Source organism: Paenibacillus aurantiacus (genome assembly GCF_042431225.1).
GTDB lineage: Bacteria > Bacillota > Bacilli > Paenibacillales > Paenibacillaceae > Paenibacillus_Z > Paenibacillus_Z aurantiacus.
Genome location: NZ_JBHMDO010000025.1, coordinates 16374 through 36282 on the forward strand (window position 1 = coordinate 16374; position 19909 = coordinate 36282).

At 57.8% G+C, this 19909-nt stretch carries 16 protein-coding genes and 1 riboswitch; of the genes, 11 read left to right on the top strand and 5 right to left on the bottom strand.

Annotated elements, in window-relative coordinates:
- Positions 1-423 precede the first annotated feature (423 nt).
- On the bottom strand, positions 424-1440 hold the full coding sequence (locus tag ACFFSY_RS15710) for a sulfate ABC transporter substrate-binding protein (protein ID WP_377495617.1): 1017 nt from the start codon (positions 1438-1440) through the stop codon (positions 424-426).
- 744 nt (positions 1441-2184) lie between these two features.
- Here ACFFSY_RS15710 and ACFFSY_RS15715 point away from each other — a divergent pair.
- The 5 genes from ACFFSY_RS15715 to ACFFSY_RS15735 are packed head-to-tail and all read left to right on the top strand — an operon-like array spanning position 2185 to position 6369.
- Complete coding sequence (locus ACFFSY_RS15715; protein ID WP_377495895.1) at positions 2185-3300, top strand: sulfate ABC transporter substrate-binding protein; 1116 nt, start codon at positions 2185-2187, stop codon at positions 3298-3300.
- Positions 3301-3331: 31 nt separating this feature from the next.
- Positions 3332-4165 (top strand): sulfate ABC transporter permease subunit CysT, encoded by an 834-nt coding sequence (gene cysT, locus ACFFSY_RS15720; protein ID WP_377495619.1) that lies wholly within the window; start codon positions 3332-3334, stop codon positions 4163-4165.
- A gap of 16 nt (positions 4166-4181) precedes the next feature.
- Complete coding sequence (gene cysW, locus ACFFSY_RS15725; protein WP_377495621.1) at positions 4182-5063, top strand: sulfate ABC transporter permease subunit CysW; 882 nt, start codon at positions 4182-4184, stop codon at positions 5061-5063.
- Between the two features lie 5 nt (positions 5064-5068).
- Positions 5069-6133 (top strand): ABC transporter ATP-binding protein, encoded by a 1065-nt coding sequence (locus ACFFSY_RS15730; protein ID WP_377495897.1) that lies wholly within the window; start codon positions 5069-5071, stop codon positions 6131-6133.
- Positions 6134-6162: 29 nt separating this feature from the next.
- Positions 6163-6369 (top strand): YezD family protein, encoded by a 207-nt coding sequence (locus ACFFSY_RS15735; RefSeq protein WP_148931952.1) that lies wholly within the window; start codon positions 6163-6165, stop codon positions 6367-6369.
- A 173-nt stretch (positions 6370-6542) separates the two neighbouring features.
- Here ACFFSY_RS15735 and rsgA read toward each other — a convergent pair whose 3' ends face one another.
- A complete protein-coding gene (gene rsgA, locus ACFFSY_RS15740; protein WP_377495623.1) occupies positions 6543-7667 on the bottom strand; it encodes a ribosome small subunit-dependent GTPase A in 1125 nt (374 codons plus the stop codon).
- A 547-nt stretch (positions 7668-8214) separates the two neighbouring features.
- Entirely contained in the window at positions 8215-8361 is a 147-nt protein-coding gene (locus ACFFSY_RS15745) for a YqzM family protein (protein WP_377495625.1), read from the bottom strand.
- Positions 8362-8577: 216 nt separating this feature from the next.
- Here ACFFSY_RS15745 and uvrC point away from each other — a divergent pair, with 216 nt between their 5' ends.
- A complete protein-coding gene (gene uvrC / locus ACFFSY_RS15750; protein WP_377495627.1) occupies positions 8578-10575 on the top strand; it encodes an excinuclease ABC subunit UvrC in 1998 nt (665 codons plus the stop codon).
- Here the strand turns inward: uvrC and ACFFSY_RS15755 are convergent.
- Positions 10547-12184 carry a CPBP family intramembrane glutamic endopeptidase gene (locus ACFFSY_RS15755; RefSeq protein WP_377495629.1) on the bottom strand — a complete coding sequence of 546 codons (1638 nt, stop codon included), beginning with the start codon at positions 12182-12184 and terminating at the stop codon, positions 10547-10549. The genes uvrC and ACFFSY_RS15755 overlap by 29 nt on opposite strands.
- Before the next feature lie 247 nt (positions 12185-12431).
- Positions 12432-12628, top strand: a riboswitch (cyclic di-AMP (ydaO/yuaA leader).
- Positions 12629-12717: 89 nt separating this feature from the next.
- On the opposite strand from ACFFSY_RS15755, the gene ACFFSY_RS15760 reads away from it, so the two are divergent.
- From ACFFSY_RS15760 to ACFFSY_RS15770, 3 genes are read left to right on the top strand one after another with little or no spacing between them, the layout of a single operon-like run.
- A complete protein-coding gene (locus ACFFSY_RS15760; protein ID WP_377495899.1) occupies positions 12718-14070 on the top strand; it encodes a TrkH family potassium uptake protein in 1353 nt (450 codons plus the stop codon).
- A gap of 13 nt (positions 14071-14083) precedes the next feature.
- Positions 14084-14746: a potassium channel family protein gene (locus tag ACFFSY_RS15765; protein WP_377495631.1), complete on the top strand. Its 663-nt coding sequence runs from the start codon at positions 14084-14086 to the stop codon at positions 14744-14746.
- Positions 14747-14784: 38 nt separating this feature from the next.
- Positions 14785-16029: a cation:proton antiporter gene (locus ACFFSY_RS15770; protein ID WP_377495633.1), complete on the top strand. Its 1245-nt coding sequence runs from the start codon at positions 14785-14787 to the stop codon at positions 16027-16029.
- 84 nt (positions 16030-16113) lie between these two features.
- Here ACFFSY_RS15770 and ACFFSY_RS15775 read toward each other — a convergent pair whose 3' ends face one another.
- Positions 16114-17007, bottom strand: a complete 894-nt coding sequence (locus ACFFSY_RS15775; protein WP_377495635.1) for a LysR family transcriptional regulator — start codon at positions 17005-17007, stop codon at positions 16114-16116.
- A gap of 444 nt (positions 17008-17451) precedes the next feature.
- Here ACFFSY_RS15775 and ACFFSY_RS15780 point away from each other — a divergent pair, with 444 nt between their 5' ends.
- Both ACFFSY_RS15780 and sdhA read left to right on the top strand, forming a co-directional pair.
- The gene (locus tag ACFFSY_RS15780) at positions 17452-18126 is read left to right on the top strand and encodes a succinate dehydrogenase cytochrome b558 subunit (protein ID WP_377495637.1); all 675 of its coding nucleotides are present in this window, start codon (positions 17452-17454) and stop codon (positions 18124-18126) included.
- A gap of 25 nt (positions 18127-18151) precedes the next feature.
- Positions 18152-19900, top strand: coding sequence for a succinate dehydrogenase flavoprotein subunit (sdhA, locus tag ACFFSY_RS15785; protein ID WP_377495639.1), 1749 nt, complete (start codon positions 18152-18154; stop codon positions 19898-19900).
- The last annotated feature ends 9 nt before the right edge of the window (positions 19901-19909 follow it).

Genomic DNA, 19909 nt, shown 5'->3' on the forward strand with positions numbered 1-19909 from the left:
TCGTTTTGTCCCGCCTACATGAGAGGTGCAACTTCGCCATGTAAGACTCTGATGCTTGCTCAAGCAGAGTCGGTCGATAACGATGCACGTGCCGGCCAGGGTCAATAGCGACATGAGAGTCGTTATTTGGGTTAACTGCGTGCCGGCCAGGGTCAATAGCGGCATGAGAGGCGTTATTAGGGTTAACTGAGTGCCGGCCAGGGTCAATAGCGACTGAGAGTCGTTATTTGGGTTAACTGAGTGCCGGCCAGAGTCAATAGCGACATGAGAGTCTGTTATTGGGGTCAACCGATACTAGGAGCAACGTCGATAATCGCGTACGAGTGCTGATGGCCAAACGAAAGATAGCCAAGATCAGCAACGACGGGAGAGTCGCTTTTTGATCTTGGCCATTCGAGCGTTAATGAACATTAATTAGTCGGCTTAGCCCTCGTAAATTTTGTCGAACAGTCCGCCGTCCGCGAAATGCTTCTTCTGCGCCGCATCCCAGCCGCCGAACGCGCGGATGTTCGTCAGCGTCAGTGTTGGGAACTGTTTCGCGTATTGCTTGGCGATTTTTGGATTGGTCGGACGGTAGAAGTTCTCGGCGACGATCTTTTGGCCTTCCTCGGTGTAGAGGTAGTCTAGGTAGGCTTTCGCGACGTCGCGCGTGCCGTGCTTCTCTGCGTTTTTGTTCACGACCGCAACCGGAGGCTCGGCCAGGATGCTGTAAGACGGGGTGACGATTTCGAAATCTTTGCCGTGTTCCTTAAGCGCCAAGTACGCTTCGTTCTCCCAAGCAAGCAGGACATCGCCGATGCCGCGCTCGACGAATGTCGTCGTTGAACCGCGTGCGCCGGAATCGAGGACGGGCACGTTTTTATACAGCTGCTTCAGGAATTCGGTTGCCTTCTTTTCATCATGGCCATAAGTCTTCAACGCGTAGCCGTACGCGGCAAGGTGATTCCAGCGCGCGCCGCCGCTCGTTTTCGGATTCGGCGTAATGACGGAGATGTCTTTCTTCACGAGGTCGTTCCAGTCTTTAATCTTCTTCGGGTTGCCTTTGCGGACGAGGAAGACGATCGTCGACGTGTACGGCGAGCTGTTGGAAGCGAAGCGCTTCTCCCAGCCTGAATTGATGAGGCCTTTCTCTTCAATGGCCGAGATATCGTAGGCGAGCGCGAGCGTCACCACGTCGGCTTCGAGGCCGTCGATGACCGAGCGGGCTTGTTTGCCGGATCCGCCGTGGGATTGCTTGATTGTGACCTTCTGCCCCGTCTTCTTCTTCCAATAGTCGGCGAACGATTTGTTGAAGCTCTCGTACAGCTCGCGCGTCGGGTCGTAGGACACGTTCAACAGCGTGATGTCCTTCGGCTTCGCCTTCGTCGCGGCATAAGCGCCGGAGCTTGCCGTGAACGCCAAGACCAGAATGGTGATTGCGATCAGCCATTTTTTGTTCATTTCTCATCTCTCCCCAGAGTGATAAATAGTTGGGCTTGGACCAAAACGTAAAGAGGCCCTGGATCGTGTGGACTACGGCGCTGTAGAGACCGCATAAACGCGGTATGTACATTCCGAAGTCGGTTCGATTTCAGGGCCTCTGGCGGTCCAGTAGGCTCAATGGAATTCATCATATCCGCACAATTCCAACCTGTCAACTATGAATTTAAGCGAAGTGTACTTCGGCTCACATACGGAAGCGAAAGGCTTCTGTTGGGCGAAGTACCCGTAAGAGGATTTTCAGACACAGCGGCAATGCAGCGGAATGGAGGAACCACAGACGATATACGACAGACCGCAGACCGCAGACCGCAGACCGCAGACCGCAGACCGCAGACCGCAGACCGCAGACCGCAGACCGCAGACCGCAGACCAAAGACCAAGCCCAAAGCCCAACGACCAAAGACCAAAGACCAAAGACCAAAGACCAAAGACCGCAGACGTTACACCCCACCACCTGCTCGTACCGAACGCGGAGATAGGTCGAACAAAGTCTACATATAATGGCGATTTTAGCGATAATCAAATCTTATTAATACGATAAGAATTGTGAAATTAATCGTTGACAGGTAACTTCGTCCACTGCTAATATTGCACTCATAACAAAGTAAACAGGTAGGATTAATCTCGTTTGCGCCGGGGAAACCGGGGTTCGACGTTTGATCGTCTGCCTGTACCGATGAGGGGTGTTTGTACATGTCGAACATGACAAAGAAATTCTCGTTTCGCTCATTGCTCGTATTAACGGTATTTGGTCTTGCGCTGGCCGGCTGCGGCGGCGGAGGCAGCAACGGAACGAACAACGGCAGTGGCGCGAACGCGGCAGGCAATGCGGGGAATACGGCGACGAATGAAGCGGCGGGCAAGGAATCCGCGCCGAAGCCGGCCGTCGAGCTGCTGAACGTATCTTACGATCCGACAAGAGAGCTCTATGACGCTTACAATAAATTGTTCATCGATTACTGGAAGACCGAACACAATCAAGATGTAACGATCAAGCAGTCGCACGGCGGCTCCGGCAAGCAGAGCCGCGCGGTCATCGACGGCATCAAGGCCGATGTCGTGACGCTGGCGCTGGGTTACGACATCGACGCGATCGCCGAGAAAGGGCTCGTGAACAAGGACTGGCAGCAGAAATTCGAGAATAACAGCTCGCCATATACGTCGACGATCGTCTTCCTCGTTCGCAAGGGCAACCCGAAAGGCATCAAGGACTGGGGCGACCTTGTGAAAGGCGACGTATCGGTCATTACGCCGAATCCGAAGACGAGCGGCGGCGCACGCTGGAATTACCTTGCGGCATGGGGCTATGCGTTGAAACAGAACGGCGGCGACGAGCAAAAGGCGCAGGCGTTCGTCGGCGAACTGTTCAAGCATGTGCCGGTTCTCGATTCCGGGGCGCGCGGCTCCACGACGACATTCGTCGAGCGCGGCATCGGCGACGTGCTGCTCGCTTGGGAGAACGAGGCTTACCTATCTGTGAACGAGCTGGGCAAAGACAAATTCGAAATCGTGTACCCGTCGATCAGCATTCTGGCGGAGCCGCCGGTCGCGGTGGTCGACAAAGTGGTGGATGACAAGGGGACGCGCGAAGTGGCGGAAGGCTACCTCGATTTCCTTTATACCGAAGAAGCGCAGAAGGTCATCGCGGAGAACTACTACCGTCCGCAGCTGACTTCGGTAGCGGAGCAGTACAAAGACCGCTTCCCGGAACTCGAATTGTTGACGATCGACAATGACTTCGGCGGTTGGAGCGAAGCGCAGACGAAGCATTTCGCCGATGGCGGCATTTTCGATCAAATTTATACGCCTGGTTCCTAAGGGATGCGGGATTGACGGGGGCTGACTTCACATGAAAGGTTCCAAAGCTCGCAGCGTTCTGCCTGGTTTTGGATTGTCGATGGGTTTTACGGTGTTTTATCTTTGCGTGCTCGTGCTCATCCCGCTGGCGGGCCTCGTCGTGAAGACGACGGGCCTTAGCTGGGAGCAATTCTGGAACACGGTCACGAGCGGCCGCGTGCTGGCCTCCTACCGCGTCAGTTTTCTAACCGCGTTCTTCGCGGCGCTGATCAATCTCGTGTTCGGCTTGCTGGTGGCTTGGGTGCTTGTGCGCTACCGGTTCCCGGGCAAGAAGTTGATCGATAGTCTCGTCGATCTGCCCTTTGCCCTGCCGACGGCGGTGGCGGGCATCGCGTTGACCGCGATCTACGCGCCGAACGGCTGGGTCGGCTCGCTGCTGGATCCGCTCGGCATCAAGATCGCGTTCACGCCGCTTGGCATCACGATTGCGCTTATCTTCATCGGATTGCCGTTCGTCGTCCGCACGGTCCAGCCGGTACTGCAGGATTTCGAACGCGAGACGGAGGAAGCGGCGGTCATGCTGGGCGCGTATCGGTGGCGCACCTTTCGGCGGGTGATCCTGCCAGAGCTGGTACCAGCTCTTCTGACCGGATTCGCGCTGGCGTTCGCCCGCGGGCTCGGAGAATATGGCTCGGTCGTCTTCATCTCCGGCAACATGCCGCTGAAGACGGAGATCACGCCGCTTCTCATCATGACCAAATTGGAGCAATACGATTACAGCGGAGCTACGGCGATCGCCCTCGTCATGCTGCTCGCCTCGTTCCTGATGCTCTTGCTTATCAACTACTTGCAGTGGCGCAGCAACCGTCGCGCCATCGCCGACTAAAGGAGGCTGAAAGCTTATGGCAGGAGCTGTTACCGCTCATTTGTCCGACCAAGCCTCCGTTCGGCCGAAGCACGTGACGGAGAAGCCGGTCGTCCGCTGGCTGCTGACCGGCATCGCGCTGCTCTTCCTCGGCCTCGTCGTGCTGCTGCCGCTGGCCGCGGTGTTCGTCGAAGCGTTCCAGCAGGGCGTGAACTTGTACTGGGCGTCGATTACCGACCCGGACGCCGTATCGGCGCTGAAGCTGACGCTCATTACGGCGCTCATCTCGGTGCCGCTCAATACGCTGTTCGGCATCGCGGCCGCTTGGGCGATTACGAAATTCCGTTTCAGAGGTAAAAACCTCCTCATTACGTTGATCGATTTGCCGTTCTCCATCTCGCCGGTCATCTCGGGTCTGATCTTCGTCCTCATGTTCGGCGCGCAAGGCTGGTTCGGCCCTTGGCTGGACGAACATAATATTCAAATTTTGTTCGCGCTGCCCGGCATCGTGCTGGCGACCACCTTCGTCACGTTCCCGTTCGTGGCCCGCGAGCTGATTCCGCTCATGCAGGCGCAGGGCGTGCAGGAGGAGGAAGCGGCGGCAAGTCTCGGCGCAAAGGGATGGCAAATCTTCTTCCGCGTGACGCTGCCGAATATCAAGTGGGGCCTGCTGTACGGCATTATTCTTTGCAACGCCCGGGCCATGGGAGAGTTCGGCGCCGTCTCGGTCGTCTCCGGCCATATCCGGGGCGAGACGAACACGCTGCCGCTGCACGTCGAAATTTTGTATAACGAGTATCAATTCTCCGCATCGTTCGCGGTCGCGTCGCTGCTCGTGTTCCTGGCACTCATCACGCTTGGGGTCAAAAGTTTCGTGGAATGGAAATCCGCGCAAAGAGCCAAGGGAGGCGAAGCGTAATGGGATTGCATCTTGAATTGAAGAACGTCTCCAAGACGTACGGCAGCCACAAGGCGGTGGCGGACGTCAGCTTCGGCATCGAACGCGGCAAGCTGATCGGCCTGCTCGGTCCGAGCGGCGGCGGCAAATCAACGCTACTGCGCATTCTAGCCGGCCTGGAGACGCCGGATTCCGGCGACATCTGGATTAACGGGCAACGCGTCAACGACGTCGCGCCGCAGGAGCGCGGCATCGGCTTCGTCTTTCAGAACTACGCGCTCTTCAAGCATATGAACGTATTCGACAACATCGCGTTCGGCCTGACGATTCGGAAGGCCAAGAAAGCGGAGATCACGGAACGGGTGAACGAGTTGCTCGACTTGACAGGCTTGCGAGGCTTCGAGAAGCGCTACCCGCATCAGCTCTCCGGCGGACAGCGGCAGCGGGTCGCGTTCGCCAGAGCGCTGGCGCCAAGACCCGAGCTGCTGCTGCTCGACGAGCCGTTCGCCGCGATCGACGCGAAGGTGCGCAAGGAGCTCCGAACCTGGCTGAAGCAGCTGATCGAGACGATCGGGATCACGTCCATCTTCGTGACGCATGATCAGGACGAAGCGGTAGAAGTCGCGGACGAAATGCTCATCGTGCAGCAAGGCCGTCTCGAGCAGCAGGGCTCGCCGCTCGACGTCTACACGACGCCGAAGACGGCGTTCGTCGCCGGCTTCATCGGGCAGTCGCAGGTGATCGCGCAGCCGCGGGAGCTGGTGGGCTTCGCGGATGCGGCGCTGGCCGACGGGGCGAGAGCGATCATCCGGCCGGAGTTCGTCGAGGCGGGCAGGCCGCACGAGATCACCGCGCCGTCCGCTTCGGCCAAGGGCGTCGTCCGCCGCGTCTTCTTCCGCGGCGCCCATCTGGAGCTGGAGATCGATCTCGGCGCCAATCGGCTGGCCGCTCATCGTTCGCTGGACCAGGAACCGATTCAGCCGGGCGAAGAAGTTTCCGTCCTCATTCATCGCATCTACGTGGTTACCGATCATAACGCAGTCATGGTGGAGAATCCGCTTAAAGTCGATCCGCTGCCGGTGCACATTTGACCGGAAATTACAAATTGGAGGGATATGCAATGGCAAAGCCTTTGGTACTCGATCAAGAATGGTTGGAGCGTATTTCGTCGCAGGTGAACGGTCTGGAGTACGGTTCGGTTCTCATTACGGTGCATGATGGCCGCGTCGTGCAGATCGACCGTACGGAACGCAAGCGCTTCGACGCCGCGAGCAGCCGCCAGCAGCCGCAATCGCAAGCCGAGAAGCTGAAGGCTGTAAATGGCTAGCGACTGTCCCGGCGGCTTGCATGCATAGCGCCCGAGCTTCGTCCTTGAGGACGACGGCCGGGCGCTTTTTGGCGTGGCGGGAACTTCTTATGCATGGTGCAAGGGCGCAGCTTGTAAAGGAGTACGACCGTTGTTTCCGGTCGCACATCCCGAATTGCGAGGGGCGCGGGAGATTATTCCTCCCAAGCGATCGGCCCTCGCGCTCTTGGCGCGGCGCCGCGTTTGGACGCCGTCTTCTGCTGGCGCTTGCTGGCGCTGTTTTCTTTGCGCGCCAGATGCGCCAGCTCCCGGCTCGTCTTGCGGTAGCTGGCCAGCCGCTTGGCGTCCAGGACGCCTTCATCCGCAGCCTCCCGCACGGCGCAGCCGGCTTCGCCTTCGTGGCGGCAATCGCGGAACCGGCACTCCGCCGCGAGCGCCTCGATGTCGGCGAAGGCTTCCTGCAGCCCGTCTTCGGCTTCCCACAGCGCAAGCTCGCGCATGCCCGGCGTATCCATCATGATGGCTCCGCTTGGAATCGGGAACAGCTCGCGATGCGTCGTCGTATGGCGGCCTCTGGCATCGCTCTCGCGAATGCCCTGCACCCGCTGGCGCTCGTCGCCGGCCAGACTATTGAGCAGCGTCGACTTGCCGACGCCCGACGAGCCCGTGACGGCAATCGTGCTGCCTGGCTTCAGATAGCCGGCGAGCTGCTCGATTCCTTGCCCTTGCAGAGCGCTGACGGCATGGACGGGGACGCCGGGAGCCGCGGCTTCCACGGCGGCGATACGGGCATCGACTTCCTCGCATAGATCCGCCTTGGTCAGCAGAACGACGGGCGATGCGCCGCTGTCCCACGCCGCGATCAGGTAACGTTCGATCTTGCGAAGGTTGAAATCGTCATTGAGCGCGCAGACGACAAGCAGCGTGTCGATATTGGCGCCGATGATTTGCTCGTGTACGCTTGGCCCGGCCGCTTTGCGAATCATCGCGGATCGTCTGGGCAGTACCGCGTGGATGATCGAGCGCGCCTCGCCCGCGAGGGGCTGGACGAGTACCCAGTCGCCAACGGCCGGGAAGTCTCCGCGCGACGCAGCCTCATACTGGAATTTGCCGCTTACCTCGGCCGAACGTTCGCCGTCTTCGGCGACGATGCGGTATAGATGGGAATATTGGGCAGTGACGCGAGCAGGTACGAGACCGGATTCATGCCGATGTGTCTCGCATTGCTGCTGCCAGTAGGCGTTCCAGCCGTAGAGTTCGAGCGTTGGCGTTGTACCGTCAGGCTGGTGTGGTTGATTCAAGTTCAAGTTCAAATTCATTTGAGTGGCTCCTTTAAGGGTGTGTGGTTTGAGGTTTGGGACAAAACAAAAAAGCCGCAGGAAATAAGCTCCTGCGGCTTGTGGGCGCACCATGCACGGGTACGCCGGCTGCTGCTGCATGCGGTAACGATCTGCCTGCCACTTCGGCTGGGGTGCAAGAACCATGAGATGGCCATGCGACCGGCAGATGCCCGGAACAAACAACAAAGCCGCAAGATCCCGGCTTCACCGGTCTCCTGCGGCTTCATGACTGACGCGCGTTAAGCCGTCCTGCTCTTTCTGGAAGAAAGGCATGACAAATAAACGTTAGTCAATCGAGTTGTTCCGTAGAGACTGATGCCCGGATACGTTCAACGACAGATACACAACAATCGATGGTGTTCTCATATGACATCAGCCTCCTTCGTTTAATAGTTGCATTGTATGCCAGCCTCGGCGGTTTGTCAACGTCTGGGAAAACTGGACGTCTCCGGCGCGCTGAGCGACCTGCATTAAAAAAGGCCCGCCGAGCGTCTTAAGCGCCGGGAGCCTTGTCCTAATCGCGCGATTAGGAGATGACAAACTTGATGATGACCATGACCGCAAAGATAAGCGTCAGCAGGCCCAAGAAGCCGCCGAAGCCGAACATGAGGTCGAACAGGTCGTTGCGCGGTTCTTCATTGTAATGCTCGCGCGGATCTCTTACGTTCTCCATTGCTAACTTCCTCCTCGCGCAAAGATTGCTTTCCCTAGTATACCCAACATTCAAATTAAAAGTAAAGCCGATCCTGCCAATTATTCTCGGCCAAAATACGAAACTTTACCGGGTAAGACAGACGTCCCCAAGGCGCAAACAACCGTTCGGTATGGTACAATAACTAACGATGGTTGTGCAGGAGAGAAGTCATCCGTTCCGGGAGGGGGAGACCAGATGGAGCATCACGATGGAACCGTAAGCCAGAAGCAGCCGACCCGCAAGCAGGCGGAGGAGCATATCCGCAGCAAGCTGGCGCTGCTGCCCGATCAACCGGGCTGTTACCTGATGAAGAACGCGGACGGCACCATTATTTACGTCGGCAAGGCGAAGGTGCTGAAGAACCGCGTCCGGTCTTATTTTAACGGCAGTCATAACGGCAAGACGCAGCGCCTCGTCTCGGAAATTCGCGATTTCGAATATATCGTTACCTCAAGCAACATGGAAGCGCTCATTCTGGAGTGCAACCTGATCAAGCAGTACCATCCGCGGTACAACGTGCTGCTCAAGGACGACAAGACGTTCCCGTATATCAAAATCACGAGCGAGAAGCACCCGAAGCTGGAGGTAACGCGGCGGGTGATCAAGGACAAAGGCAAATATTTCGGCCCGTACCCGAACGCGTACGCCGCTCAGCAGACGATGAAGCTGCTTGAACGGCTCTATCCGCTGCGCAAGTGCGGCACGCTGCCGGACAAAGTATGCTTGTATTACCACCTCGGCCAGTGCGTCGCGCCGTGCGAGTTCGACGTCGAGCCGGGGACGTACGAGACGATGACGCAGGAGATCGCCAAATTCCTCAACGGCGGGCACGACGAGGTGCGCCGCATGCTGCAGGGCAAAATGGAAGCGGCCGCCGAATCGCTCGAGTTCGAGCGGGCCAAGGAATTCCGCGATCAGATTATGGCGATCGACGCGATTATGGAGAAGCAGAAGATTACGCTCAACGACGCGATGGACCGCGACGTGTTCGGCTTCGCGGTCGACAAGGGCTGGATGTGCGTGCAGATCATGTACATGCGCGGCGGCAAGCTCATCGAGCGCCGTGTCTCGATGTTCCCCTATTACGGCGAGGCGTACGATGATTTCATGACGTTCGTCACCCAGTATTACAGCGAGAATCCGGCGCTGCCCAGAGAGATTCTGCTGCCGGCCTCACCCGAGATGTCGGAAACGGGAAGCGGGGACGGTGCGCAAGCAGGCGAGGTGGCCGAGGTTGAAGCGGCGGTGGCGGCGGAGCCCGGCGAAGCTGAGTCGAGCCCTGATAATATAGCGATCGCATCGGATGCGGAAGAAGACGACGAGGCGCCGGCTGGCAGCCCGGGGGACGAAATCCGTGGAGCGCTGCAGAAGTGGCTGAAGGTCAAGGTGTTCATGCCGCAGCGGGGCAAGAAGCGAGACGTCGTCCGGATGGCGATGAACAACGCGAAGGTCGGGCTGGACGAGAAATTCAAGCTCATCGAACGCGACGAGGAGCGCACGAGCAAGGCGGCCGAAGGGCTCGCCGAGGCGCTCGGCCTGCCGCATGTCCGGCGCATCGAAGCGTTCGATAACTCCAACATTCAAGGCACGAATCCGGTATCGGCGATGGTCGTCTTCATCGACGGGAAACCGGATAAGAACGAATACCGGAAGTACAAGGTCAAGACGGTAGAAGGGCCGGACGATTACGAGACGATGCGCGAGGTCATCCGCAGACGTTATGAACGGGTGCTGAAGGAAGGGCTGCCGCTGCCCGATTTGATCGTCGTCGACGGCGGACGGGGACAGATCTCCGCGGCGCTGGAGATTCTGGAGCATGAACTCGGCTTGGCGGTCCCGGTGTGCGGCATCGTCAAGGACGATAAGCATAAGACCGCCCAACTGATGACGGGCGATCCGCCTCAGATCGTGCCGATGGCGCGCGACAGCCAGGAATTTTACCTGCTGCAGCGCATCCAAGACGAGGTGCACCGCTTCGCGATCTCGTTCCACCGCGAGCAGCGCGCCAAGTCGATGATCGCCTCCAGGCTGGACGCGATCCCGGGCATCGGGGAGAAGCGGCGCAAGGCGCTGCTCAAGCACTTCGGCTCGATTAAGAAAATCAAAGAAGCCGGAATCGAAGATTTCCGGCCTCTGTCGATCGGCGAGAAGCTCGCCGCCCAAATTATTGAAGCGTTGAGGGAGGAACCGTGAAGGGCGGTTTCCTCCCTTTTCGCTTATCCAGCCTGCGCAAGGCGGCGGCAATTCCGACCGGGAGCACGATGTAGACGATGCCCAGGACGATATTGACCGGCTGACCCAGGAACATTAGCGAGATGGCCATCATGATCGAGTCGAAGATCGCGTGCGCGAAGATGACCGCGGCCAGACCGAAGCGAAGGAAGAAATAACTGAACAGCAGTCCGAGAATCGTCAGCTCGATGAGTCTTGTCGTCGAGGGATAGATCGCGTACGTGACGTGTCCGAGCGCCCAGATGACCGTCGGAATGAGCGCCGCGACGAACGTGCTGCGGAGCCACTTCTTCAGCAGGCCGATCGCGAAGAAGCGGAAGACGGCTTCTTCGGAGATGGCGGCGCACCAGGCCAGCAGCGGGAATAGCCAAGGCGCGGCGAAGTTGTAGGGCGACTGCATGACGTCGGTCGTCGACCAGGCGTCGGTCGCATTTTCCAGAATGAGCAGGATGACCGTCTGTACGGCAAGCAGGATAAACGCAAGCATATAGCCGAGCTTCATGCTGTTCCAGATGTGTTCGCCATAGCCCTTCTCGCTGCTCCTCGGCCACAGCTGCCATCCCATGGAGCGCCATAAGCCGTCTCCGCCCACGAGCGAGAAGTAGACCGCGGCGGCCATGACGACGGTAATGAAGCTTTGGACGATCATGCCGACCAGCGCGACGGTGCGAGCGTTCTCCATCTCCCCGAAGCTGGCTGCCAGCCCATCGATCATGTTGAAGTTGTTGATCAGATAGAATCCGAGGAAAATCGCGGCAAGCAGCCAGCCCCGGGCGAACGAGGTGTGCTTCCGATAGAGCGCGGCATAGATGACGGCCAGAATGAACAAGACGAGCGACATGAGCGTACTGCCAAACAGCGACAACGAGGAAGCGAGCGAGTCCTGTTCGTCCACGTAAGCTTCATAGTCCGCAGGAACTTCGAAGGCAGGGGCGTAACGGGTGACGATGACGCGTCCGCCTTGCAGCTCCGTGCCGATTAAGAGGGACAGCTTCGCCTCGCCGATCGCCTTGCCGATGACGTCCAGACGAACGTCGCCTTCCCGAGTCAGCTGCTTCTGCGCTTTAACCGAATCCCGATCGAAGCCCCGTGATGCGGCGAAATCGACTGCGGCCGCGATGCGCTGCTCCGGTTCGGGCAGCTCCGCTTCTGTTGCATGCGGTTTGTGCCAGCCGACCACGCTGCCATTCTCCATATGTACATAGACGTAGAGTTCCTCGCCGTTCCCCCCGGGCAGGGTGGAAGTCACTTGATAAGTGTCCGTCGGGAACTCGCGGTCATATCGGTCCGCATAATCTTCCGATAGCTTTTCTTTCGCGAGATAGCCGTAGAGCAGCTTGTCGGACTGATGGAACGCGTGAACGGATTGCGGCGTATCGCCGAACTGCTCCGTAAGGAACGCGGCCGCGCGCCGCTCGGCTTCCGATTTGGCGATGACTTGCTCGGCTCCCGTGCCGAAGAAAGCGCCCGCGGTGGCCGGCAGTACCTGGACCAGCACATACAGGATCACGCTTGCGGCTGCCAGCCAGCTGTAGAGCTTCCAGTTCGGTTTAACCTCGATTCGATTCAATGAGAGCAACCCGCCTTTCCTGCATGAGAATATTTTCCGATTGTCACCTACTTGTACCCTATCATAAGTAAGCGCGGAATTGTCAGTTAATACATTAAAAATGGGCTGCGCGGGAGATAATTGGCCGATAATGGCACAGCGGAATGGATTTCTTGTCCGCGTATACGTATTTTGCCTCATTTCGGTTCTTTTTCTGCGCGTACGGCGCTTGGTGTTTTTGTCAGGCGGACTTATAATGAGTAGCAATTGAAGATTACAGCCGAATTTCGCATGAAAACGGGGGAACCATATCGCTATCTGACAATGCACGCAATCGCGGTCTGCATGCGGATGGCACGGGGTGAATTTCGCGCAAGGATCGATTGGATCCATAAAGCGCGAATAGGGCCGCCTTTCCAGGCCCGAATCCGTCAGCTAACCTCGTAGGCTGTGTGGAAACGGGACTCGTCGGCGCAAGCATTGGGGATCCAGTGCTTTTTTTTGTGCCCAAAAACGGGTATATATGCGTGATATCGAAAGGCAAGGTGCCGATTATGGTCGAGTTTTTCCGAGTCTCCAAATGGTCGCCGCCGCGGATTCTCGTTACCGGGTTCGCGCTCATTATTCTGCTGGGCGGGTTTTTGCTGACGCTGCCCTTCGCCTCGCGGGACGGTTCGTATACGCCGTTCATCGACGCGGTGTTCACGGCCACCTCGGCGACATGCGTGACCGGTCTCGTAACGGTCGACACGGGCAGCCACTGGTCCATCGCCGGGCAAATCCTTATCGTGGCGCTCATTCAGGTCGGAGGCCTCGGGTTTATGACGATGGCGACGCTGTTCGCGATCGTGCTGCGGAAGCGGATTTCGCTCAAGGAACGGCTCATTCTGCAGGAAGCGATGAACCAAAGCAGCATGGAAGGCATCGTGCGGCTGATCCGCAAGGTCATCTTCTATTCGCTGGCGATCGAGCTTGCCGGGGCGACGTTGTTCGCGATTCGCTGGTCGTTCGACATGCCGGTGGGCAAAGCGATTTACTTCGGCGTCTGGCACGGGATCTCGATGTTCAACAATGCTGGATTCGACTTGTTCGGGCAGTTCGGCACGCCATTCGTCAGTCTAACGGGTTATGTGAACGACCCGATCGTCAACTTCACGGCGATGATGCTCATTATTTTGGGCGGTATCGGATTTATCGTCATGTCGGATGTTATCGAGTATAGAGAGCGCAAACGGCTGTCCCTTCATAGCAAAGTCGTGCTGTCTATGACAGGCGCCTTGCTCGCCATCGGCGCGATCGTCATCTTTATCTTCGAATTCACGAACCAGAAGACGCTTGGCGCGCTGAGCTGGGATGGCAAGATTTGGGCGGCATTGTTCCAATCCGTCGCGCCGCGTACGGCGGGTCCGAATACAGTCGACTTGGTGGGGCTCCGCCAGGCTACGCAATTTTTCATCGTGCTGCTCATGTTCATCGGTGCGTCGCCCGGCTCCACGGGCGGCGGGATCAAGACGACGACGTTCACGACGCTCATCGTTGCCGTCATCGCGATGATCCGAGGCAAAGAAGACATCGTCCTCTTCAATATGAGGCTGGCCCGCGAGCGCGTGCTCAAGGCGCTGACGATTACGGTGCTGTCGCTGGCGCTTGTCATCGCGGTGACGATGGTGCTGTCGACGACGGAAGACCAGGCGTTCCTGAAAATATTGTTCGAGACGACCTCCGCGTTCGGCACCGTCGGGCTGTCGCTCGGCGTCACGCCGGAGCTGACGCTGATCGGCAAAATTCTAATCAGCCTGACGATGTTCGCCGGCCGTCTCGGACCGCTTACGTTAGCTTACGCGGTCGGGCCGCGTGCAGAGAAAGAGTTGTACAGATACCCGGAAGGGAAAATTACGATAGGTTAGGGGAAACCATGAAATGAAGAAAAGTCAGTTTGTCATCATTGGTCTGGGACGGTTCGGCTCGAGTTTGGCGAAGGAGCTGGTCGAGCTTGGCTACGAGGTGCTCGGCGTCGATAAGGACGAGGAAGCGGTGCAGGATTTGAGCCAAGTGCTGACGCATGCCGTGGTGGCGGAAGCGACAGACGAAGACGTACTTCGCTCGATCGGCGTCCGCAACTTCGACTGCGGCGTCGTGGCGATCGGCGACGATATCCAGGCAAGCATCCTGACGACCATCCTGCTTAAGGACATGGGCGTCAAGAAGGTGGTGGCGAAGGCGATGACCGAGCTGCACGGCCGCGTGCTGGAGAAGATCGGCGTTGACCGCGTCGTCTATCCGGAGCGGGACATGGGCATTCGCGTCGCGCATCAGCTCGTCTCGCCGAATTTGCTCGACTACATCGAGCTGTCCAAAGACTATACGATTGCCGAACTGACGGTCCCTAGATGCTTGAACGGCAAGTCGCTGCAGGAGCTGAATCCGCGCGGGCGTTTCGGCTGCAGCATCGTGGCGATCAACAAGCCGCAGGGCGTCATTATCGCGCCTGTCGCGACGGAAGTGCTCGCCGAGAAGGATGTCATGGTCATCATTGGCACGAACGAGGGCATTGAACAATTCGAGGATACCATTATCCGCTAAGGCGGCAGCCACTTGTTAGGTAAGGACGGTGAATTTTCGTGGAGAATAATACGACCGAGATGATTCACCATTTGCTAATCCTGCTGCTCATTATTATCGGAGCGGGCATGGTGGCCGGCATTATCGCGGGGAAGCTTAGGCTGCCGGATGTGGCGCTGTTCATCGGCGCGGGCATGCTGCTTGGACAAGGCTTGCACTGGATCGACGAGTCGAGCGCGTCGCTCACGAACCAGCTCATTCTGTCGGTCGGTTCGGCGATCATTCTGTTCGACGGAGGACGCAACATTCGGCTGCGCGGATTGAAGCAGGTCGGCTGGACGGTCGGATTGCTCAGCGTGCCGGGGGTGCTGATTACGGTAGCGATCGTCGGGACCGCCATACGGTTCTTGTTCGACATCGATTGGATGTATGCGCTGCTCGCGGCGGCGATCATCGCCTCGACCGATCCGGCTTCCATCATCCCTGTATTCCGGCAGGTGCGCATCCGCGAGCGCGTGCGCGAGACGGTCGAGAGCGAGTCCGCGTTCAACGACGCGACGGGCTCCATCGTCACGTTCGCGCTGCTTGGCGCGATTACGGCAGGCAGCGAGCTTGCCGCGGGCACGCTCATCTGGGATTTTGTTCGGACGGCTGTAGGCGGCATTCTCGTCGGCCTTGTCGTGTCGTTCCTAATCGTCTACCTTGTTGCGCATATGCGCTTCGGTCTCTTGCGGGATTTCGCGACCATCGCGATGGTTGGGACGGCGCTTGCCGCATATTTGATCGGTGATCTCCTACACGTCAGCGGATTCATGGCGACGTTCGTGGCGGGACTCATCTGGGGGAACGCCGCGCAGTTCGGTCTGTCGTTGAAGGAGAAGGAAGCGGAGATGTCCCATTTCACGGACAATATTACGGTGCTGCTGCGCATGCTTATTTTCATCCTGCTCGGCAGCCAGGTGGACTTTGCATTATTGGCCGACTATTGGTGGCAAAGCCTGCTCGCCGTCATCGTCCTCATGCTGATCGCCAGGCCGGCGACGGTGTTCGCGTCCGCGCTGCCGGATCGCGCATCCAAATGGTCGCTGCGCGAGCTGCTCTTCATGGTATGGGTGCGCGAGACCGGCGTCATCCCGGCCGCCTTGTCGGGGATGATCGCGGGCATGGGCGTGAAGCATGCCGATATTATCGCGTCCGTCACGTTCATGGCGATCATGCTGACGATTTTGCTGCAGGCGAGCACGACGGGCTGGATGGCCAAGAAGCTCGGGATGGATTTAGACGCCGAAATTGGCAAACAATAAAGGACAGGGGCTCTCGGTGCCGCTGTCCTTTTGTTTTATGCGTGAGAAGAGGTAGATGTAAAGCGTTCCTACCCGCTAATTCCCTCAGGAGCCTTTGTACAGCTTGGAAATCTCGTCGATCCATTGGCGCAGCAGCGGCGTCATGCTCTCCGTGCCGGCGTGGATGAGCGAGGTGGTGCGTTTCGTCTCCTCTAGTTCCGAGATAGACGCGACTACCAGGTCATTGTCGGCGAGCAGCTGCGGACGCAGGTAGGATTTGGGCAGCAGGGTGCAGGCGCGGCACGTATGGAGCAGACGAAGGATCGCCTCGAAGGAGTCGATCTCCATACGGACGTCCGGCAGCAGATGATAGTTATCGAACAGCTCGTCTGTCAGGATGCGGTACCAGGTGCCTTTGGAGAAGAGAATCATCGGCATGCCGTTCAAGTCTTGGATTTCGGGTTTGCCTTTCTCCACCATGAAGTGGTTGCGAGGCAGCACGAGCTCCAGGTGATCGTCGAATAGGGGCACGCATTCCAAGGACGCTTCATCGATGCGGGAAGCGACAATGCCGATATCGGCCCGGCGTTCGCGAACGAGTGTGACAATCTCGTGCGTCTTGCCCGTAATCGCTTTGATGTCGAGCTCGGGATTGCGCAGCGTCAGCGCCCAGATCATATCCGGCAGCGTCGTCTGCAGCGTCGTCAGGCTGGCGCCGATCGTCAGGGTGCTTCGCCCGACGTCCTTATAATCGGCGACCATCTGCAGGAAGCGCAGGTGCTGCTGCCGTGTCTCGACCGCGTATTCATACGTCAGCTGGCCGATGCGCGTCAGCTCGAGCCGCTTGCCGACCCGCCGGAACAGCTCGACGCCCAGCTGTTCTTCGAGCTTGGCAATCTTGCGCGACAGCGCGGGCTGCGAGAGATTGAGCAGCGCCGACGCCTTGTTCATGCTCGATTGATCGACGACCGCGGCAAACATGTTCAGTTCTTCCAGCAAGGCAACTCGTCCTTTCGCGGAGCGGGTATGTAATGAAGGTGGCAAGCCAATCGTTTAGCCGAATGCTGGTGCTCATAACCAAGCCCAAAACCAATCGGCTTAGCCGAATGCTGGCGCACCTATCGGTACGCCAAACCAATCGGCTTAGCCGAATGCTGCCGCCTCTAACGAGGCGAGCAATCCAATCGTTTAGCCGAATGCTGGCGCACCTATCGGTACGCCAAACCAATCGTCTTATGCAATATCGTTATAACTTTTAATGAAAAATACGCAATACCATTATAAGTGCAAAAAGAGTATGATGTGAAGTGTGAATAAACTGTGTCAAGTCTTAATTGACGCTGTTTAGGGTCGGGAGTTACAATAATTGTTGGTGTTTTTTGGCGAAATGTAGCGAAAAAGCGAAAAAGAAGCTCAAAGTCGTGAAAGGAGAACGCAAAAGTTATGAATGATCGAAACTCTTATTTCTCGCGCAAGCTTCACTCCCTTCTCGGAGTGATCCCGCTCGGCTTGTTCATCGTTGAACACATGCTGACGAACTTCTCGGCATACGAGGGCGGGCCCGAAGGATTCAAGGACAGCGTCGCATTCTTGAACGGCTTGCCGCTCGTGTTTTTCCTCGAGTTGTTCGGCATCTGGCTGCCGCTGCTGTTCCACGGCGTGTACGGCCTGTACGTCGCATACCAATCCAACCTGAATACGGGGCGGTTCCAATACGGCCGCAACTGGGCGTTCACGATGCAGCGCATTACCGGCGTTCTGACGTTTATTTTCGTGGTCTGGCATTTGTACCAAACCCGCTATCAGGTCATGGTCGGCAACGTGACGCATGAAGAGCTCGGCGGCCTGATGCACGATGTCGCGCACTCGCCGTTCTACTTGGTTCTCTACATTATTGGCGTTATCGCGGCGACGTTCCACTTCAGCAACGGCATGTGGGCGTTCCTCGTAAGCTGGGGCATCACGATCGGCCCGCGCGCGCAGCGCATCTCCTCCTACATCTGGATGGGCGTATTCGTAATCTGCAGCGTCATGTTCCTGATGTCGCTGTTCGCTTTCCGCGGCGATGAGTTTAAAGAAGCGGCTTCCACAGCGCTGGCATGGGCGAATCTCGTTTAGGCTTTAGGACAAGGAGCGAATTGAAATGGCTAAAAGAAAAGTAATCGTCATCGGCGGCGGCCTTGCCGGTCTGATGGCTACGATAAAAGCGGCAGAAGCAGGCGTGCACGTCGATTTGTTCTCGCTTGTACCGGTAAAACGTTCTCACTCCGTTTGTGCCCAAGGCGGCATCAACGGCGCAGTTAACACGAAGGGCGAAGGCGACTCCCCATGGGAGCACTTCGACGATACGGTATACGGCGGCGACTTCCTTGCGAACCAACCGCCGGTTAAAGCGATGTGCGAAGCGGCTCCAGGCATTATCCACTTGATGGACCGGATGGGCGTTATGTTCAACCGGACGCCGGAGGGCTTGCTGGACTTCCGCCGTTTCGGCGGCACGCAGTATCACCGCACGGCATTCGCAGGGGCGACGACGGGGCAGCAGCTGCTGTACGCTTTGGACGAGCAAGTTCGCCGCTGGGAGACCGCAGGTCTCGTCACGAAATACGAGCATTGGGAATTCCTCGGCGCGGTGCTGGACGACGACGGCGTCTGCCGCGGCGTATCCGCGCAGGATTTGCGCACAATGGAAATCCACACGGTATCGGCTGACGCGGTTATCCTCGCATCCGGCGGTCCCGGCATCATTTTCGGCAAAACAACGAACTCCGTCATCAACACCGGTACGGCGGCGAGCGCGGTGTATCAGCAAGGCGTTCATTACGCGAACGGCGAGTTCATCCAGATTCACCCGACAGCCATCCCGGGCGACGACAAGAACCGCCTCATGAGCGAATCCGCGCGCGGCGAAGGCGGCCGGATCTGGACGTACAAGGACGGCAAGCCTTGGTACTTCCTCGAAGAGAAGTACCCTGCGTATGGCAATTTGGTTCCACGCGATATCGCGACGCGCGAGATCTTCTCGGTTTGCGTCGACGAGAAGCTCGGTATCAACGGCGAGAACATGGTGTATCTCGACCTGTCGCATAAAGATCCGAAGGAGCTGGACGTTAAGCTCGGCGGCATCATCGAAATTTACGAGAAATTCACGGGCGACGATCCGCGGAAGATCCCGATGAAAATTTTCCCTGCGGTTCACTATTCGATGGGCGGCATGTGGGTTGATTACAACCAAATGACCAACATTCCGGGCCTGTTCGCCTGCGGCGAGTGCGAATACCAGTACCATGGCGCGAACCGTCTGGGCGCGAATTCGCTCCTGTCCGCAATCTACGGCGGCATGATTACCGGCCCGAAAGCGGTTGAATATATCAAAGGCTTGAAGAAATCGGCGGACGACATCTCCTCCTCGGTATTCGACCGCGAGAAGAAGCGCCAAGTCGACAAGCACAACAGCATCATCCAAATGAACGGCACCGAGAACGCGTACATCATCCAGAAAGAGCTCGGCGAGTGGATGACGAACAACATGACCGTCGTTCGCTTCAACAAGAAGCTCGAAGAGACGCTGGACAAAATCAAGGAACTGAAGCAGCGCTACCGTAACATCAACATCAACGACGTGTCCAACTGGAACAACTCCGGCGTTGCGTTCACGCGCCAGCTGTGGAACATGCTGGAGCTGGCCGATGCGATGACGCTGAGCGCCCTGCTGCGCAACGAGAGCCGCGGCGCGCACTACAAGCCGGAGTTCCCGGACCGCAACGACGATGACTTCCTGAAGACGACCAAGGCAACTTGGACACCGGAAGGACCGAAGATCTCGTACGAAGACGTGGACGTGTCGCTGATCAAGCCGCGCAAACGCGACTATTCGAAGGATAAATCCTAGATAAAGAAG

What these genes read in the sequence shown, in the direction of transcription:
- ACFFSY_RS15710 (WP_377495617.1), bottom strand. Translation starts at nt 1,440, where the DNA reads ATGAACAAAAAATGGCTGATCGCAATCACCATTCTGGTCTTGGCGTTC.
- ACFFSY_RS15715 (WP_377495895.1), top strand. Translation starts at nt 2,185, where the DNA reads ATGACAAAGAAATTCTCGTTTCGCTCATTGCTCGTATTAACGGTATTT.
- cysT (WP_377495619.1), top strand. Translation starts at nt 3,332, where the DNA reads ATGAAAGGTTCCAAAGCTCGCAGCGTTCTGCCTGGTTTTGGATTGTCG.
- cysW (WP_377495621.1), top strand. Translation starts at nt 4,182, where the DNA reads ATGGCAGGAGCTGTTACCGCTCATTTGTCCGACCAAGCCTCCGTTCGG.
- ACFFSY_RS15735 (WP_148931952.1), top strand. Translation starts at nt 6,163, where the DNA reads ATGGCAAAGCCTTTGGTACTCGATCAAGAATGGTTGGAGCGTATTTCG.
- rsgA (WP_377495623.1), bottom strand. Translation starts at nt 7,667, where the DNA reads ATGAATTTGAACTTGAACTTGAATCAACCACACCAGCCTGACGGTACA.
- ACFFSY_RS15745 (WP_377495625.1), bottom strand. Translation starts at nt 8,361, where the DNA reads ATGGAGAACGTAAGAGATCCGCGCGAGCATTACAATGAAGAACCGCGC.
- uvrC (WP_377495627.1), top strand. Translation starts at nt 8,578, where the DNA reads ATGGAGCATCACGATGGAACCGTAAGCCAGAAGCAGCCGACCCGCAAG.
- ACFFSY_RS15760 (WP_377495899.1), top strand. Translation starts at nt 12,718, where the DNA reads ATGGTCGAGTTTTTCCGAGTCTCCAAATGGTCGCCGCCGCGGATTCTC.
- ACFFSY_RS15765 (WP_377495631.1), top strand. Translation starts at nt 14,084, where the DNA reads ATGAAGAAAAGTCAGTTTGTCATCATTGGTCTGGGACGGTTCGGCTCG.
- ACFFSY_RS15780 (WP_377495637.1), top strand. Translation starts at nt 17,452, where the DNA reads ATGAATGATCGAAACTCTTATTTCTCGCGCAAGCTTCACTCCCTTCTC.
- sdhA (WP_377495639.1), top strand. Translation starts at nt 18,152, where the DNA reads ATGGCTAAAAGAAAAGTAATCGTCATCGGCGGCGGCCTTGCCGGTCTG.